The following is a 16,010-nucleotide window of genomic DNA, read 5'->3' on the forward strand; positions in this document are numbered from 1 at the left end:
TTTAGTCCGGCCATGCCCGCCGTCCTGTTCCGCCGCCTGCGTCGTTGCCGCGCCCTGTTCGCGCTGGCCCTGTGCGCCTGGCTGGCGCTGGCCGGCGCGGCGTGGGCACAGGATGGCTGCTGCGCAGGCATGGGTAGTCAGGCCATGGCGTCGATGGTCCATCACGACGGCATGCCGCCCGCACCCCATGCGGACATCGGCGGGCACGTCGGTTGCACCTGTGCCCATCTCGCCGCGGCCTTGCCGGTCGCGGTCCCGTCGTTGCCGTCGGCGGCGCCCGCATGGCAGGCCGGTCCCGCATTGCCGGCCATGGCGCCCGAGCGTCCTTCCGCGCCGCCCTTGCGACCACCCCTGGCCTGATCTTCCCGGTCCCGTGCCGGTTGCCCGGCAGTCGCCCGCCCCGTGGCGGGAAAACGGCCGCGCGCGTCGCGGCGTGACGGAGCCGCACGGCGGTTCCGCGTGAACGGAGTCGATCGATGGACAGGCAAGACCCGCGCGACATTTCGCTGTCGCGCCGACGTTTCGTGCAGGGCCTGGCGCTGGGCGGCGTGGCCGCCGGGCTGGGGCTGCGCCCGGGTGCGGCTCTCGCGCAGGCGAGCGGCGCCGCGCCGCACGAGTTGCGCGGCACGCACTTCGAACTGGAACTGGCCGAGCTGCCGGTGGACTACACCGGCCGCCGCCGCCTCGCCACCGTGGTCAACGGCCAGTTGCCCGGGCCGCTGCTGCGCTGGCGCGAAGGCGACACGGTGACCCTGCGCGTGACCAACCGCCTGGACGTGCCGGGCTCGATCCACTGGCACGGCATCCTGTTGCCGTACCGGATGGACGGCGTGCCCGGCATCAGCTTCCCCGGCATCGCGCCGGGCGCGAGCTTCACCTACCGCTTCACGCTGCGGCAGAGCGGCACCTACTGGTACCACAGCCATTCCGGCTTCCAGGAACAGACCGGCCTGTATGGCCCCATCGTGGTCGAGCCGGCCGGCGGCGAACGCTTTCCCGCCGACCGCGACTACGTGGTGATGCTCAACGACTGGACCGACGAAGACCCGCAGGCGGTCTTCGCGCACCTGAAGAAGCAGGGCGACTACTACAACTACGCCGAACCCACTGCGCCCGGGTTCCTGCGCGACGTGCGCGAGCAGGGGCTGCGCCGGGCGCTGGCGGAACGGCGCATGTGGAACCGCATGCGCATGAGCCCCGCCGACCTCGCCGACGTCGGCGGCGCCACCTACACCTACCTGATGAACGGCCACGCGCCCGCCGGCCACTGGACCGGCCTGTTCCGTCGCGGCGAGAAGCTGCGGCTGCGCTTCATCAACGGCTCGGCGATGACGATCTTCGACGTGCGCATCCCGGGGCTGAAGATGACCGTGGTCGCCGCGGACGGCCAGGACGTGGAGCCGGTGGGCGTGGACGAGTTCCGCCTCGCCGTGGCCGAGACGCTGGACGTGATCGTGCAGCCCGCCGACGACCGCGCCTGGACCATCTTCGCCCAGGCCATCGACCGCAGCGGCTACGCGCGCGGCACGCTGGCGCCGCGGCCCGGCATGGTGGCGGAGGTGCCGGCGATGGACCCGCGCGTGCCCCTGTCGATGACCGACATGATGGGCGCGGGGGGCATGGCGCGTCACGCCCGCAGCGAATACCGCAACCACGGCGTGGACATGCGCGTGGACAGGCCGCGCGGCAACCTCGACGACCCTGGCACCGGCCTGCGCGGCAACGGGCGCCGCGTGCTCACCTACGCCGACCTGCACACCCTCGGCGGCCCGCTCGACCCGCGCGAACCGGGGCGCGAGATCGAGCTGCACCTCACCGGCAACATGCGGCGCTACACGTGGTCCTTCGACGGGGTGAAGTTCTCCGACGCGAAGCCCATCCATTTCCGTGCCGGCGAGCGGCTGCGCGTGGTGCTGGTCAACGACACCATGATGAACCACCCCGTCCACCTGCACGGCATGTGGAGCGAGCTGGAAGACCCGCACGGCCGGTTCCAGGTGCGCAAGCACACCCTCGACGTGCAGCCGGCGCAGCGCATCGCCTACGGCGTCACCGCCGACGCCCGGGGGCGCTGGGCCTACCACTGCCACATGCTCTACCACATGGAGGCCGGGATGATGCGCGAGGTGGTGGTGGCATGAACGCGATCATCCGGCGGACCGCCTTCCGTCTTGCATGGCTGCTGCCGCTGGCCATGCCGCTGGCGGCGATGGCGCAAAGCCTGCCTGCGCCGGCGAGCAGCGTGGGCATGGCGATGCCCGGGATGGAGCCGGGCGATGCGCACGATCCCATGGCGACGCATGCACACCATGCGGTGCAGCCCGACGATGCCTCGTCGTCGTCCCACTCCTCGCCGTCATCCCGGCGGCTCTCAACGGGGCCGGTCGAGCCGGGATCCGGCGACTCCGGACAGCACGTCATGCCCGAGGGCATGGACCCTGGCTCGGCTCACGACATGGAAGGCATGGAAGGCTCCCCCGAACCGGTCCACGGTTCCGCCGACGCCATGCCGGACATGCAGCACACCCCCGCCTCACGCCACGCCATGCACGACGCCATGCCCCACGGCGCGCACGCCATGCGCATGCAGGGCGGCGACGCGCCATCCGGTGCGCGCAGCGCCGACTACTCCGACGGCTACGGCCACGGCGACATGCCCGGCATGGACATGCGCGACGCCGAGCCGCTCGGCATGCTGCGCCTCGACCAGCTCGAAGCCTTCCATGGCCGGGACGGCAGCGGCCAGCGCTGGGACCTGCAAGCCTGGTACGGCACCGACGGCGACCGCCTGTGGCTGCGCAGCGAAGGCGAACGCGCGCACGGGCGCATCGGCGACGGCGATGCCGAGGCGTTGTGGAGCCACGCGGTGGCGTCGTTCTGGAACACACAGCTTGGCGTGCGCCACGATCTCGGTGCGGGCCCGCGGCGCAATTGGGTCGCGGTCGGCGTGCAGGGCCTGGCGCCGTACTGGTTCGAGCTGGCGGCGACCGCCTACGCCGGTCCGTCCGGGCGCACGGCAGCGCGCCTGCGCGTGGAATACGAGCTGCTGTTCACCCAGCGCTTGATCCTGCAGCCGGAACTGGAGCTCAACCTCTACGGCAAGGCCGACCCGCAACGACGCATCGGCGCGGGCCTGTCCGACGCCAGCCTCGGCCTGCGCCTGCGCTACGAATTCAGCCGCCGCTTCGCGCCCTATCTCGGCGTGGCGTGGACGCGTCGCTTCGGCGGCACGGCCGGTTTCGCCCGCGACGAACATCGCCCCGTGCTGGACCGCCGGTTCGTCGCCGGCCTCCGTTTCTGGTTCTGAGGGAGTCGCCATGACAGTGCACACGAAGTACGCGATCGCCGTGGCCGCCACGCTGGGCGTGCTGGCCGCCGGCGCTATGGCCTTCGTCTATTCCGGCGTCTACGACGTCGGTGCGGACGACCCCCACACCTGGCCGGTGGCCGCCGTGCTGCAGACGTTGCGCGAGCGTTCGATCCAGCGGCGCGCGGAGGGCCTGCGGGTGCCGGACCTCGACGATCCACAGTCGATCCTCCAGGGCGCGGGCCAGTACGCGGCGATGTGCACCGGTTGCCATCTCGCGCCGGGCATGGCGGATTCGGAGATCCGCCCCGGCCTGTACCCGCGGCCGCCGAACCTGGCGAAGACCCGCGTCGATCCGCGGGCGGCGTTCTGGGTGATCAAGCACGGCATCAAGATGAGCGCGATGCCGGCTTGGGGCACGAGCCACGACGACGCCACGATCTGGAGCATGGTGGCCTTCCTGCAGAAACTGCCTGCCATGACGCCGGCCGGGTACAGGGCCATCGTGGCGAAGGCGCCGCCGGACGATGACATGGAGGGCGGCGGCGATGCCGGCGCCGATGCGAAGACGGCCGGCATGGCCATGCCGGCCGGCGCGGCTACCGCCGCCGCGCCGGCCATCGTAGGCAAGCCGCTCAGTAGGCCACGGTGATGCGGCGGCGCGGGGCGTCGTTCTTCTCCACGCGGTCGAGCAGGGCGATGGCGTAGTCGGCCACGCTGATGCGGCTGTTGCCCTCGGCATCGACCAGCAACTGGTCGCCGCCGAGGCGGTAGTGGCCGGTGCGTTTGCCGTCCTCGAGCAGCGCGGCGGGGCTGACGACGGTCCAGTCGACCGGCGAAGTGCTGGCGCGGAACGCCTCCAGTGCGCGGCCCTGGGCCTCGGCTTCCGGCTTCCATGCGGCCGGGAAGCCGGGGTCGTCGATCACCCGCACGCCCGGCGCGGTCTCCAGGCTGCCGGCGCCACCCACCCAGACCAGCCGCCGCACGCCGGCCTGCGGCAGCTGTTCCAGCAGGATGCGCGCGTTGGCGGGCAGGCTGTCCGGGTCGCCATCGCGGCGGGCGGACAGGCTGGCGACCGCGGCATCGCTGCCGCGCACGGCGTCCAGCCAGGTCGCCGGGCGGGCCACGTCGCCGGTGGCGACGCGCAGCCGGTCGTGGCGGAGGTCGAGGCGGGCCGGGTCGCGCACGATGGCGACGACGTCGTGGCCGCGTGCCAGGGTTTCGTCGAGGATGGCGCGGCCGACATGGCCGGTGGCGCCGAACAGTGCGATGCGCATGGGAAAGCTCCGGTGGATGGGGAACGACGCACAGCATGCGCCACCTCATTCACTGGATAAACCGAACATATAGGAATTCACTGTAAAGTATGGGTTGACAGTGGAGGGGCGCGGAATGGGCGAGGTCAATCTCAACCGGCTGGCGATCTTTGTCGCGCTGGTGCGCGCCGGCTCGTTCACCGCGGCGGCCGAGCAGCTCGGCCTGACCAAGGCGATGGTGAGCCAGCACCTGGCGCGGCTGGAGCGCGAGCTGGGCGTGGCGCTGATGGTGCGCAGCACGCGGCGGATGGCGCTGACCGAAGCCGGCGCTGCCTTCCATGCCGACTGCGTGCGTATCCTCGGCGACGCCGAGGCGGCGATCGCGCGTGTGGGCGAGAACCGCGACACCCCGCGCGGCACGCTGCGCCTCACCGCGCCGGTGAACTACGGCGCCATGGTGGTGGCGCCCGCGCTGGCGAGCTTCCTGCGGGCCTGCCCGGAGGTGCACGCCGAGCTGGTGCTGGACGACGGCATCAGCGACCTGATCGGCGACCGCTTCGACCTGGCGATCCGCGGCGGCCCGTTGCGCGACTCCGGCCTGCGCGCAGTGCGGCTGGCCGGCTTCCGCCAGCTGCTGGTGGCGGCGCCGTGCTACCTGGAAGCGCGCGGGCGTCCGCGCCGGCCGCAGGACCTGGCCGCGCACGACGCGGTCCTGCTCTCGGTGCTCAGCTCGCCCGCCCGCTGGACTTTCACCGCCCGCAGCGGCGCCCAGGTCCGCGTGCGCCTGGCGCCGCGCGCCCAGGCCGACAGCGCGGCGGCGGTGCACGCGATGGCGCTGGCCGGCGCCGGCGTGGCGGTGCTGCCCGACTTCATGGTGCAGGCCGACCTCGCCAGCGGCCGCCTCGATCACCTGCTGCCCACCCAGCGCCTGCCCGAGGGCAGCTTCCACGCGGTCCATGCCGGGCTGCACGCGCCGGCCAAGGTGCGCGCCTTCATCGACCATTTGCGCGCGGGCGTCGCTGGCGCGCAGGCATGATGTCTTGCGGGAAGCGAGCGTTGCCTTCGGTCATCCGGCGAAGACGGATTCACCGCGGCGCCTGTCATTCCACGATGTTGTGGCTCTCGGCCGTTCCCAGCAGTTCCGGCTGCCTGGCCGGCTTCTGCCGGCGCCCCAGCAGCGGGTGCGCGAACACCGCCAGCAGGATCACCACCACGCCGGCGTAGAACCCGCCGTCGAGCTGGCGCTGCTCGCCGAGCAGCAGCATCGCCAGCACGATCGCGTAGACCGGCTCCAGGTTGGTCACCATCTGCGTGCCGAACGCGCTCAGGTGGCGCAGCGCCACCAGCGCCAGCGCGAACGGCAGCAGGGTGCAGCCGAAGGCCAGCGCCAGCAGCAGCAGCGCGTCGTGCGCGTCCGGCAGCACGAAGGCGGCGCCCACGTGCGGCAGCAGCGGCGCCAGCACGGTGAGGAAGGCGGCGCCGGTGCCCAGCTCGATGCAGGTGACGGTGAGCGGGTCGCCGTGTTCCACCAGCCGCTTGTTGAGCGCGCCGAACAGCGCCACGAACAGCGCGGACAGCACGCCCACCGCGATGCCCAGGCGCATGCCGTGCGGCACGCCGCCCACCACCAGCGCCACGCCGGGCACCACCGCCACGCCGACCAGCAGTTCGCGCGGGTCGAAGCGGCGCCTGGCGATCCACGGCTCGACGAAGGCCAGGAACACCGGCCCCAGCGCGATGCAGGTGGCGCCTACCGAGGCGTTGGCCAGCTTGATCGCGGCGTAGAAGGTGAGCCAGTGCAGCGACACCAGCACGCCGATGCCCGCGTACGCCCAGCGCAGCCGCGGCGGCATCGCGCGCAGGCCGCGCCACACGCGCGGCATCAGCAGCAGGGCGGCCGTCACCAGCAGCATGCGCCACCACACCAGCGGCAGCGCGGGCAGGGTGATCAGCTTGCCGAGGATCGCGGTGAAGCCCCACAGCAGGACGCAGAAGTGGATCTGCAGGCGGGCGCGGCGGGTGGCTTGCATGGGGGCGCATCGATGGGAGACGCCGCATTTTACGTCGCGACTGCGCGCCCCGGGATCGGCAGGCGCGGCCGGGGATGGCCGCCGGTCCCGTTCCCGCGGCCGGGCGCGACGGCGGCAACCGTCAACGCCGCGCGGCGCCGGGCGGCGCGGCCCGGGCCGGGTGGCGCATCTGTCGCAGCACCGCGCGGCAGGTGTTGCCGTTGTCGTCGTCGTTGTCGTGGCTGGGCGCCACCAGCGCCAGCAGGGCGGCCGCGGGGGTGGCGACCACGCCCAGCGCCACCGCGCCGGCGCCACGCGCCAGCAGTGGGCCGGCGTGCACGCCCACGTCGGGATGCTTCAGCGTGCCCTTGACGTACAGCGGCGAACGCAGCGACAGCACGCGCAGGCCCTTGGTGTGCGGCACCACGTCCAGGTCCAGCTTCTCGTCGGCGAAGTCCACCGTGCCCTTGACGTCGATCACCGCGTCCTGGGTGTCGAACACGAATAGCCGGGTGCGGAACAGGCCGTCCTGCGCGGCGAGGTCGGTGGCGGCGCAGTTGATCTTCACGGTGCGGTCGCCGAACAGCTTGCCGAGCACGATGTTGCCCACGTTGAGGCCGGCGGTCTCGAGCAGGTTGCGGCTGATCGCGCCGTCGTTCATCAGCAGCTTCAGCTCGCCGCTGGCGCTGCCGAGCAGGGCGGCGACGGCGTTGCCGCGGGCATCGAGCGCGGCGCTGCCGTTGATCTCGCCGAGGCTGGTGTGCATCGGCTCGAAGTCCGGGAACAGCTGCTTGAGCTTGAGGTGGCGCGCGCGCAGCTTCAGCGCGCCACGCATCGGCGCGACGCTGCCGTCGAGCCGCAGCGCGCCCTCCACCCGGCCGCCGGCGATGCCGAAGCGCAGCGGGTCCAGCGCCAGCGCGCCGTCGTCCATCACCAGGTGGGTGGACAGTGATTCGATCGGCAGCGACGGACCGTGCTCGATGCGCCCGGCGGCGAACTGCACGTCGGCGTCCATCGCCTTCCAGCGGTCGGTGCGGAAGGCCTGCGTGGGCAGCACGCGGTCCGAGGCGGCGGGCGGCGGCGCGGTGGTGCTGGAGCCGCCGCCGCCGACCAGCGGCGCCAGGTCGGCGAAGCGCAGCTGCGTGGCCTGCACCTTGCCGCTCAGCTTCGGCCGTGCGCCGCCGGTGACGTAGTCGAGGCTGCCGGCGAGGTCGCTGCCGCCCACGCGGCCGCGGAAGTCGTGGTAGCCGAAGCGGCTGCCGTGGCGGCCCAGCGTGGCGGTGAGGCGGCCGCGGGTGGCGTAGGGCGGAGTATCGGGCAGGGTCACGCCGAGGATGGGATAGAGCTTCGCCATGCTGGAGCCGGCGAACCACAGCCGCAGGTCCAGCGCGCCCAGGTGCAGCGGGTCGGTCAGCGTGCCGACCAGGGCGATGTGGGTGTCGCCGATGCGCAGCCGCGCCTGCACCGGGAACGGCTGGTCGGCCTGCTGCAGGGCCAGCACGGCGCCGGTCCTGCCGCTGCCTTCCAGCGTCGCGCCCTGGTAGCTGCCGTGCGCGGTCCAGGCGAACTGGTAGCGCGCGCGCCGTGCCGCGTCGCCGCCGGGCTCGGCCTGTCCATCGTCCCTGCCCAGCGACTTGCCGGCGCCGCGGCCGGCGCTGTGCTCGGCCTGCGTGCGTGCGTCGGCGCTGGCCTGCGCCACGATCTGGTCGTAGGGGATCGCCTGCTTCAGCGGTTCGATGCGGGCGTCGATCCGGGTGTGTCCGCCGGCGTCGTCGAAGACGAGCCGGCCGGTGTCGAAGCCGATCGCGCCCAGGTCCAGCGTCCAGGCGGACGGCGTGCCGTCGCCGCCGAGGTCGAAGTTCCAGTTGGCGCGGCCCCTGGCGTCGCGTTCCAGGTCCACGTCGGGGTTCACCAGCTGCAGGACGGGAATGCGCACGCGGTGCAGCAGCAGGTCCAGCGGCGACAGGCTGAAGCGCACCGCATCCAGGTGCGCGAACTGCGGCTGCTTCGCCCACGCGGGATTGGCGACGGCGATGTCGCGCGCCTCCACCTGCGGCCATGGCAGCCAGGCGCGCAGGCCGTGCGCCTGCGGCTCGCGGCGCCAGTGCACCTCGAGCGGGCCGTTGATCACGAAGGTCCGGCCGATCGCCGCGCTGGCGCGGGCGTCGATGGTCGGCTTCAGCCGGTTCCAGTCGAACAGCGCGACCGCCACGACCAGGACGACCACCAGCGCCACCAGCACGCCGATGATCCATGCCAGCAGCTTGTGCCTGCGCTTCATGGACGCCTCCCGTGGCCGCGTCGTGGCCGGCGATGGGCCATGGCATACCCGAAGGCGTGGCAAGGTTTTGTCGTCGCGGGCGGATATGCTCACCGTGCGTTCACATGCCCGGGGCGCCTGTGGAACGGCGAAGCCGGCTCCGCGGGGTCGAGCGCGATGGATGGCGCGAATCCAGGCGGGTGCGGACGCGGTGGGGCATGGCAGCGGCGCCGCCCACTCCGCAACCCTTCTCCCGCGAGCGGGAGAGAGGCTCAGGCGGCGGCCGTATCGGCCTTCCAGTAGCCGGTGGCGCGGATCCAGTCCTTCGGCACGCCTTGCCGGTCCAGCCACTGGCGCATGGCGCGGGCGCGGTCCGATTCGGCGGCGATCCAGTAGAAGCTGTCGCCCTCGGTGGGGGGCAGTTGGCGCAGCGCGTGTTCCAGCAGGGGGCTGGTCGCGGCCGATGCGCCGCCGCGTTCGAGCCAGCAGACCTCGATGCCGGCGCGCGAAGGCAGCATCTGGCGGTCGGCAGCCTCGGGAATCTCGATCAATGCGGTGGCGCGCGCACCGGCGGGCAGCTCGTCCAGCCAGCGGCCGATCGCGGGCAGGGCGGTCTCGTCGCCGGCCAGCACGTAGCGGTCGAAGTCGCCGGCGACCATGAACGAGCCGCGCGGGCCGCCTGCGCCGAGGCGCTGCCCGGGCGCGGCCTGCGCTGCCCAGCTGGAAGCCGGACCGTCGCCGTGCAGCACGAAGTCCACGACCAGTTCGCCGCGCGCGGCATCGTGGCGACGTGGTGTGTAATCGCGCATTGGCGAAGGTTCGCGGCCGGCGGGGAATTCGAGGCCGCCCGGGCCCAGCATGGGCGGCACCAGTTCGCCGTCGCGGTTGGGGAAGAACAGTTTCACGTGGTCGTCGGGCGCGGTGCTGTGGAAGCCGTGCAACCCGGGGCCGCCGAACGTCACGCGCTGCATGTGCGGGGTGAGGCGCTCGACGCGCAGTACGTCGAGCGTGCGCAGGACGACCTCGTGGCGGAGGCGCTGGTGCAGGTGGTGGGCCATCGTGTGGTTTCCGTGGTCGGGGAACGGGAATGCGCGTGGCGATGGCTGGCGCGGGTGAAGTCGATCAGGTGGTGGTGCGCGGGCGTGGAGCGTCCGCGCTGGTGCCGACGGCCTGGTCGACGGCGGGTGCGGCGTCGGCCAGGCCCAGTCGTTCGAGCTCGCGCAGGACGTGGCGGAGCTGCAGCAGCAGCGGCCGGAGTTCGTCGGCGACGGGTTGCGGCCCGACGGCCAGTTGCCAGCGCATGCGGCCGTGGGGTTGCGGCTGCGCGCGGGCGAGGCCATGCAGTTCCAGCTCGCGCAGGAAGCGGTAGGTGGTGCCGAGGCTGGTGCCTGGATGGACTTCCCGCGCCCTGCAGCACGGCGACCGCATCCAGCGGCGCCCGTGCTTCCAGCAGGACGCGCAGGACGGCCCGACGGGGCGCGGTGAACGCCAGCCCGTGCTCCCTGCAGCGGGCTTCCCAGCTGGCCAGTGCAGGCAGCGCGGCGTCAGAGCCTGTTCACGATCTCCGCGTGGCCCGCGTGGCCTTGCTTTGGCCGCCCGGTGGGAGTGCGTGGCGCAGCGCCTGCCTGGCGGGCAGGCCAAGCCGCGCGCTGCCGCATGGCGGCCAAAGCAAGGCAACCCGAAGGGCCAGGTCTGTTGGCCCACAGGCCGGCGTCATCGTTCAGTCGTGGACGGACGTCCACTCCCTCACTCTTCCTTGGCCTGCGCGCAAACAGCTCCCGGCGCGGGCTACGCGGAGATCGTGAACAGGCTCTCAGTCCTTGCGTCCACCGGCGGCGATCTCGCTGGCGGCGCGTTGCAGGATCGCGGCTACCCGTTCCGCCTCGGCCTTGTCCCAGTCGGTGCGCATCAGCATCGCGTGCTTCAGCGCGTGCATGGCCTTGCGTACGGTCATCGGCGCGGCCATCTTCGCCGCCATGCGCGCGCTGTGCTCGGTGCGGGCGGTGACCGCCTCCACCGCGGCGCGGTTCTCGTCGAGGAAGGCGCGGCCCGCGTCGGTGATCGCGTAGAGCTTGCGGTTGCCCTGTTCGCTCTGCACCTCGACGTGGCCCAGTTCCTCCAGCATGGTGAGGGTGGGGTAGATCGCGCCGGGGCTGGGCGAGTACTGGCCGTGGAACATCTCCTCGATGGTGCGGATCAGCTCGTAGCCGTGGCGCGGCTGCTGCTCGATCAGCGCCAGCAGCAGCAGCTTGAGGTCGCCGTGGCCGAACATGCGGCCGCCGCCGTGGCGCCCGCCGCCGCGCAGGCCATTCCAGGCGGCGAAGGCGTCGTCGCCATGGCCGTGGCGGCCGAACGGGCCGCGGCCGGCGTGGCGCGCGTGGTGGTCGGAGTCGTACGGGCCGTCGCAGCCGAAGCCGTGGTGGAAACGCTGGTGCATGGCCCTGAAGAAGTGGTGGCGCATGTGCATGATGTTCTTCCGATATGTCGTGAGTGCGGTTCAAGATATATCGTAGTAATGTCTTGTGCAAGTGCCCGCATGCCGTCGCTGCGCCTTGTCGCCGTCGCCCCGTCCTCGTGTCCGCGGGCGGGTGGTCCGGGGCCTCTGCATGGCATGCTCGCGTCGTCCGCTCCAGGAAAAACCGCCATGCCCGGTCCTGCCACACGCCGCGGCGGCTACCGCGAACCGCCGCCGCCGCCGAAGAACCTGCGCGAACGCTTCGTGGCGTTGCGCAACCTGCCGCCGTTCCTGTCCAGCATCTGGCGCACCAGTCCCTGGCTGTGTATCTGCACCATCGCGTTGCGGTTGTTGCGGGCGCTGCTGCCGGTGTCCACGCTGTACGTCGGCAAGCTGATCATCGACGCAGTGGTGCGCCTGCTGGCGGGCGGCAGCGCGCATGCGGACCTGCATGCCTGGCTGGGCGACCCGGCGTTGCGGCACCTGTGGCTGCTGATGGCGCTGGAGTTCGCGCTGGCGGTGGCGGCCGACCTGCTCGGCCGCGCCACCGCGATGATCGACTCGCTGCTGTCCGAGCTGTACGCCAACGGCACCAGCGTGCGGCTGATGGAACACGCCGCCTCGCTGGACCTGGAGGACTTCGAGGACGCCGACCTGCAGGACCGCCTCGACCGCGCGCGCCGCCAGGTGGCCGGGCGCAGCCCGCTGCTGTCGCAGTTGCTGGGGCAGGCGCAGGACATGGTGACGGTGGCCAGTTTCGCGGTGGGGCTGGTGGTGTACGCGCCGTGGCTGATCGCCTTGCTGCTGGTGGCGCTGGTGCCGGCCTTCCTCGGCGAGTTCCACTTCAACGCGCAGAGCTACGCGGTGAACCACCAGTGGACGCCGGAGCGGCGCGAGCTGGACTACCTGCGCCTGCTCGGCGCCAGCGCGCAGACCGCGAAGGAGGTGAAGAGCTTCGGCCTGAACCGCTTCCTGGTCGGGCGCTACCGCGAGCTGTCGTGGTCGATCTACCGCGCCAACCGGCGCGTGGCGGTGCGCCGCGCGGGCTGGGGCGGGCTGTTCACCACGGTCGGCACGATCGGCTACTACGCGGCCTACGCGCTGATCGCCTGGCGCACCGTGCGCGGCGAGTTCAGCGTGGGCGACCTCACCTTCCTGTCGGCCTCGTTCCGCCGGCTGCGCGGCCTGCTGGAAAGCCTGCTCACCGGCTTCTCGCAGGTGGCGGGGCAGGCGCTGTACCTGGACGACCTGTTCTCGTTCTTCCGCATCCAGCCGGAGATCCTCTCGCCGGCGCAGCCGCGGCCGTTCCCGCAGCCGATCCGCGAAGGCTTCCGCTTCGAGGACGTGGGCTTCCGCTACCCCGGTGCGCAGCGCTGGGCGGTGCGCCATCTCGACTTCACCCTGCACGCGGGCGAGGTGCTGGCGCTGGTGGGCGAGAACGGCGCGGGCAAGACCACCCTGGTGAAGCTGCTGTCGCGGCTGTACGACCCGGACGAAGGCCGCATCCTGCTCGACGGCCATCCGCTGGCCGAGTACGACCTGGAGGCGCTGCGCGCCAACGTGGGGGTGATCTTCCAGGACTACGTGCGCTACTACTTCGACGCGGCGGACAACATCGCGGTGGGGCGGATCGAGGCGCGCGACGACCGCGCGCGCATCGAGCAGGCCGCGCGGCGCAGCGTGGCCGACGAGGTGATCGGGCGGCTGCCGAAGGGCTACGAACAGATGCTGGGCAAGCTGTTCAAGAACGGCGTGGACCTGTCCGGCGGCGAGTGGCAGAAGATCGCCATCGCGCGCGCCTACATGCGCGACGCGCAACTGCTGATCCTCGACGAACCCACCGCGGCGCTGGACGCGCGCGCGGAGTTCGAGGTGTTCCAGCGCTTCGGCGAGCTGGCGCATGGGCGCAGCGCAGTGATCATCTCGCACCGCTTCTCCACCGTGCGCATGGCCGACCGCATCGTCGTCATGGAAGGCGGCCGGATCGAGGCGATCGGCAGCCACGACGAACTGGTGGCCGCGGGCGGGCGCTACGCGGAGCTGTTCGAGTTGCAGGCGGCGGGGTATCGGTGAGGAGGAAAACGGAAAAGCCACGCCCACCACCCGCTGGCGTCAACGTCGCTTGATGAATCCCTCTCCCTCCGGGAGAGGGTGCCGGCAGGCAGGAGAGGGTGCGGCCGGAGCGGGGCGTGGCGGCGTTGCCGCGCCCTCTCCCCAACCCCTCTCCCGCAAGCGGGAGAGGGGCTCTTACAACAGCGGCTTCCCGTCCACCCGCACCGGCGCGTGGATGTCGCAGATGCCCAGCTTGCCCACCGGCACGGGGTAGAACGCGTTGTGGCCGTGGCGTGCGTTGTCGATCATCGCGTGGAACGTGGGACTGTCGGTGCGCAGCACCTGGATCTTCTCGCGCTGCGCGGGCGGCAGGTCGGCGGCCAGCTTCACCGACAGGATGGGCGTGCGCTCGGATGCCTTGTCGTAGAAACCCATCGGTCCGGTGCCGCGCGGCAGCGCGGAGAGGTACGGCATGCCCTGCAGCACGCGGCCAGCCACCGCGAGGTTGTGGTCCAGCCGGCGCGGCGCCTGGCCGATGATCGCGTAGAGCGCGCTGCCGTTGCCGCTGTCCGGCGGCACGTCGCGCCCCACGCCGACCATGCCGTAGCACTGCACCAGCCACTCCTTGCCGTGGGCCGGGTCGCGCGCCACCGGGAAGCCGCCGGAGAAACCGACCTGCGGCGCGTAGACGTCGCCATCGGGCAGCGGCGTCCACGGCTGTTTCGGATCGATCGGGCGGGTGAACTCCGGCGGCAGCGTGGCCTTGGCCTTGCCCAGCGGGTGCATCTTCGCCTTGTCGCCGCCGTCGTCGCCGTTCGGGTCGTCCCACTGGGTGACGAAGTTGTCCTGCACGCGCACGATGGCCAGGCCGTCGAAGTAGCCCTGACGCACCAGGGTGCGGATGTTGGCCGCGTGCAGCGGGCTGAAGTCCGGCGCCAGCTCGATCACCACGCGGCCCTGCGGCAGCTGCATGTAGACCAGGTCGCGCGGGTCGGGCGTGCGCCATTCGGACGGCTTCGAGGCGGCCAGCAGTTCCTTGGTGGTGGGCGTGTCCCTGGCCTGGGCGGCCAGCGCGGGCAGGCAGCAGGCCAGCGCAACGGAGAGGGCGGCGAGGCGGCGCATGGGCTTACTCCTTCTCGAAGGCGGGTTGGGCGGGGCGGCTGCGGCGGCCCTTCAGCCAGTAGCCGATCGCCAGCAGCACGAACCACACCGGGCTGGCCAGCAGCGCCTTGAGCGTGTCCGGCTGCAGGGTCAGCAGCACGATCACGAAGGCGAAGAACGCCAGGCAGGCCACGCACATCGCCACGCCGCCGGGCATCTTGTAGATCGAGCGCGCGTGCAGCTCGGGGCGCTTGCGCCGGTAGGCGATGTAGGCGCACAGGATCAGCGACCAGATGAACATGAACAGCACCGCTGACAGCGTGGTGACCAGGGTGAAGGCGGTGACCAGGTTGGGGATCACGTACACCAGCATCGCGCCCACCAGCAGGCAGGCGCAGGAGAACAGCAGGCCGCGCGCCGGCACCGCCGCGCGCGACAGCCGGCCGAAGCCGTCCGGCGCGTGGCCTTCCTGCGCCAGGCCGTAGAGCATGCGGCTGGTGGAGAAGATGCCGCTGTTGGACGAGGACATCGCCGAGGTCAGCACCACGAAGTTGATCAGGCTGGCCGCCGCGGGGATGCCGGCCAGCACGAACAGCTCCACGAACGGACTCTTGTCCGCCTGCACCAGCCGCCACGGCGTCACCGTCATGATCACCACCAGCGCCAGCACGTAGAACAGGATGATGCGCACCGGGATCGAGTTGATCGCCTTGGGCAGGTTGCGCTCCGGGTCGGCGGTCTCCGCGGCGGTGGTGCCGACCAGCTCGATGCCCACGAAGGCGAACACCGCGATCTGGAAGCCGGCGAAGAAGCCGCCCCAGCCGGTGGGGAAGAAGCCGCCGTCGCTCCACAGGTTGGCCAGCGAGGCCGTGTGCCCGGCGGGCGAGGTGAAGCCCCAGGCGATCATGCCGAAGCCCACCACGATCAGCGCGATGATCGCGACGATCTTGATCAGTGCGAACCAGAACTCCAGCTCGCCGAACAGCTTCACCGCGGTGAGGTTCAGCGCCAGCAGGATCGCCACGCACAGCAGCGCCGGTATCCACGGCGCCAGCCCCGGCAGCCAGAACTGCGCGTAGGAGGCGATCGCGATCACGTCGGCGATGGCGGTGACGATCCAGCAGAACCAGTAGGTCCAGCCGCAGAAGAAGCCGGCCCACGGCCCCAGCAGGTCGGTGGAGAAGTCGATGAACGACTTGTACTCCAGGTTCGACAGCAGCAGCTCGCCCATCGCGCGCATCACGAAGAACAGCATGATGCCGATGACCAGGTAGACCAGCAGGATCGACGGCCCGGCCAAGCTGATCGTCTTGCCCGAGCCCATGAACAGCCCGGTGCCGATGGCGCCGCCGATCGCGATCAGCTGCAGGTGGCGGTTGGAGAGGCTGCGCCTCAGGTGGTCCGGTTGCTCCGTGGAAGCGGTCATGCGGGCGCCGAGGTCGTGGAGGAAGCCGCCACCTTAAAAGAAACGCCCCGCCGCCGCCACGACGCCCTGGGCATGACTTCAGGCCCATGGACTATGCATAACTTCGCACTATGCTTCACTCAAGCCTATGAAGCCGTGCGGGTG

Annotated in this window: 13 protein-coding genes and 1 pseudogene; 6 read left to right on the plus strand and 8 right to left on the minus strand. The window is 71.6% G+C overall.

Features of this window, described 5'->3' with window-relative positions:
• Nucleotides 1–12: 12 nt before the first annotated feature.
• The 4 genes and pseudogenes from QMK61_RS14500 to QMK61_RS14515 all read left to right on the plus strand — a co-directional run.
• Nucleotides 13–360: a hypothetical protein gene (locus tag QMK61_RS14500; RefSeq protein WP_302072941.1), complete on the plus strand. Its 348-nt coding sequence runs from the start codon at nucleotides 13–15 to the stop codon at nucleotides 358–360.
• Nucleotides 361–476: 116 nt separating this feature from the next.
• Nucleotides 477–2,141 (plus strand): copper resistance system multicopper oxidase, encoded by a 1,665-nt coding sequence (locus QMK61_RS14505; protein ID WP_302072942.1) that lies wholly within the window; start codon nucleotides 477–479, stop codon nucleotides 2,139–2,141.
• A complete protein-coding gene (locus QMK61_RS14510) occupies nucleotides 2,138–3,307 on the plus strand; it encodes a copper resistance protein B (RefSeq protein WP_302072943.1) in 1,170 nt (389 codons plus the stop codon). Before QMK61_RS14505 ends, QMK61_RS14510 begins: the two co-directional genes overlap by 4 nt.
• Nucleotides 3,308–3,317: 10 nt before the next feature.
• Nucleotides 3,318–3,842, plus strand: a pseudogene (locus tag QMK61_RS14515) (cytochrome c); the annotation flags it as partial.
• Nucleotides 3,843–3,942: 100 nt separating this feature from the next.
• On the opposite strand, the gene QMK61_RS14520 reads toward QMK61_RS14515, so the two are convergent.
• Nucleotides 3,943–4,584, minus strand: coding sequence for an NAD(P)-dependent oxidoreductase (locus QMK61_RS14520; protein WP_302072944.1), 642 nt, complete (start codon nucleotides 4,582–4,584; stop codon nucleotides 3,943–3,945).
• Between the two features lie 115 nt (nucleotides 4,585–4,699).
• Here QMK61_RS14520 and QMK61_RS14525 point away from each other — a divergent pair, with 115 nt between their 5' ends.
• Nucleotides 4,700–5,599, plus strand: coding sequence for a LysR family transcriptional regulator (locus QMK61_RS14525; protein ID WP_302072945.1), 900 nt, complete (start codon nucleotides 4,700–4,702; stop codon nucleotides 5,597–5,599).
• Nucleotides 5,600–5,663: 64 nt separating this feature from the next.
• Here QMK61_RS14525 and QMK61_RS14530 read toward each other — a convergent pair whose 3' ends face one another.
• The 5 genes from QMK61_RS14530 to QMK61_RS14550 all read right to left on the minus strand — a co-directional run bounded on the left by QMK61_RS14530 (nucleotide 5,664) and on the right by QMK61_RS14550 (nucleotide 11,299).
• Nucleotides 5,664–6,593 carry a DMT family transporter gene (locus tag QMK61_RS14530; protein ID WP_302072946.1) on the minus strand — a complete coding sequence of 310 codons (930 nt, stop codon included), beginning with the start codon at nucleotides 6,591–6,593 and terminating at the stop codon, nucleotides 5,664–5,666.
• A 121-nt stretch (nucleotides 6,594–6,714) separates the two neighbouring features.
• A complete protein-coding gene (locus QMK61_RS14535) occupies nucleotides 6,715–8,853 on the minus strand; it encodes an AsmA family protein (RefSeq protein ID WP_302072947.1) in 2,139 nt (712 codons plus the stop codon).
• A 251-nt stretch (nucleotides 8,854–9,104) separates the two neighbouring features.
• Nucleotides 9,105–9,890 (minus strand): siderophore-interacting protein, encoded by a 786-nt coding sequence (locus QMK61_RS14540; RefSeq protein WP_302072948.1) that lies wholly within the window; start codon nucleotides 9,888–9,890, stop codon nucleotides 9,105–9,107.
• Nucleotides 9,891–9,954: 64 nt separating this feature from the next.
• Nucleotides 9,955–10,260 (minus strand): hypothetical protein, encoded by a 306-nt coding sequence (locus tag QMK61_RS14545; RefSeq protein ID WP_302072949.1) that lies wholly within the window; start codon nucleotides 10,258–10,260, stop codon nucleotides 9,955–9,957.
• A 385-nt stretch (nucleotides 10,261–10,645) separates the two neighbouring features.
• On the minus strand, nucleotides 10,646–11,299 hold the full coding sequence (locus QMK61_RS14550) for a PadR family transcriptional regulator (RefSeq protein WP_302072950.1): 654 nt from the start codon (nucleotides 11,297–11,299) through the stop codon (nucleotides 10,646–10,648).
• A gap of 177 nt (nucleotides 11,300–11,476) precedes the next feature.
• Here QMK61_RS14550 and QMK61_RS14555 point away from each other — a divergent pair, with 177 nt between their 5' ends.
• Nucleotides 11,477–13,360 carry an ABC transporter ATP-binding protein gene (locus QMK61_RS14555; protein WP_302072951.1) on the plus strand — a complete coding sequence of 628 codons (1,884 nt, stop codon included), beginning with the start codon at nucleotides 11,477–11,479 and terminating at the stop codon, nucleotides 13,358–13,360.
• Nucleotides 13,361–13,534: 174 nt separating this feature from the next.
• On the opposite strand, the gene QMK61_RS14560 is transcribed toward QMK61_RS14555, so the two are convergent.
• Both QMK61_RS14560 and cycA read right to left on the minus strand, forming a co-directional pair.
• Complete coding sequence (locus tag QMK61_RS14560; RefSeq protein WP_302072952.1) at nucleotides 13,535–14,461, minus strand: peptidylprolyl isomerase; 927 nt, start codon at nucleotides 14,459–14,461, stop codon at nucleotides 13,535–13,537.
• 4 nt (nucleotides 14,462–14,465) lie between these two features.
• Nucleotides 14,466–15,866: a D-serine/D-alanine/glycine transporter gene (cycA, locus tag QMK61_RS14565; protein WP_302072953.1), complete on the minus strand. Its 1,401-nt coding sequence runs from the start codon at nucleotides 15,864–15,866 to the stop codon at nucleotides 14,466–14,468.
• Nucleotides 15,867–16,010: the final 144 nt, after the last annotated feature.

Source organism: Fulvimonas sp. R45, from assembly GCF_030504985.1.
In the GTDB taxonomy this organism is placed as follows: Bacteria; Pseudomonadota; Gammaproteobacteria; order Xanthomonadales; family Rhodanobacteraceae; genus Rhodanobacter_A.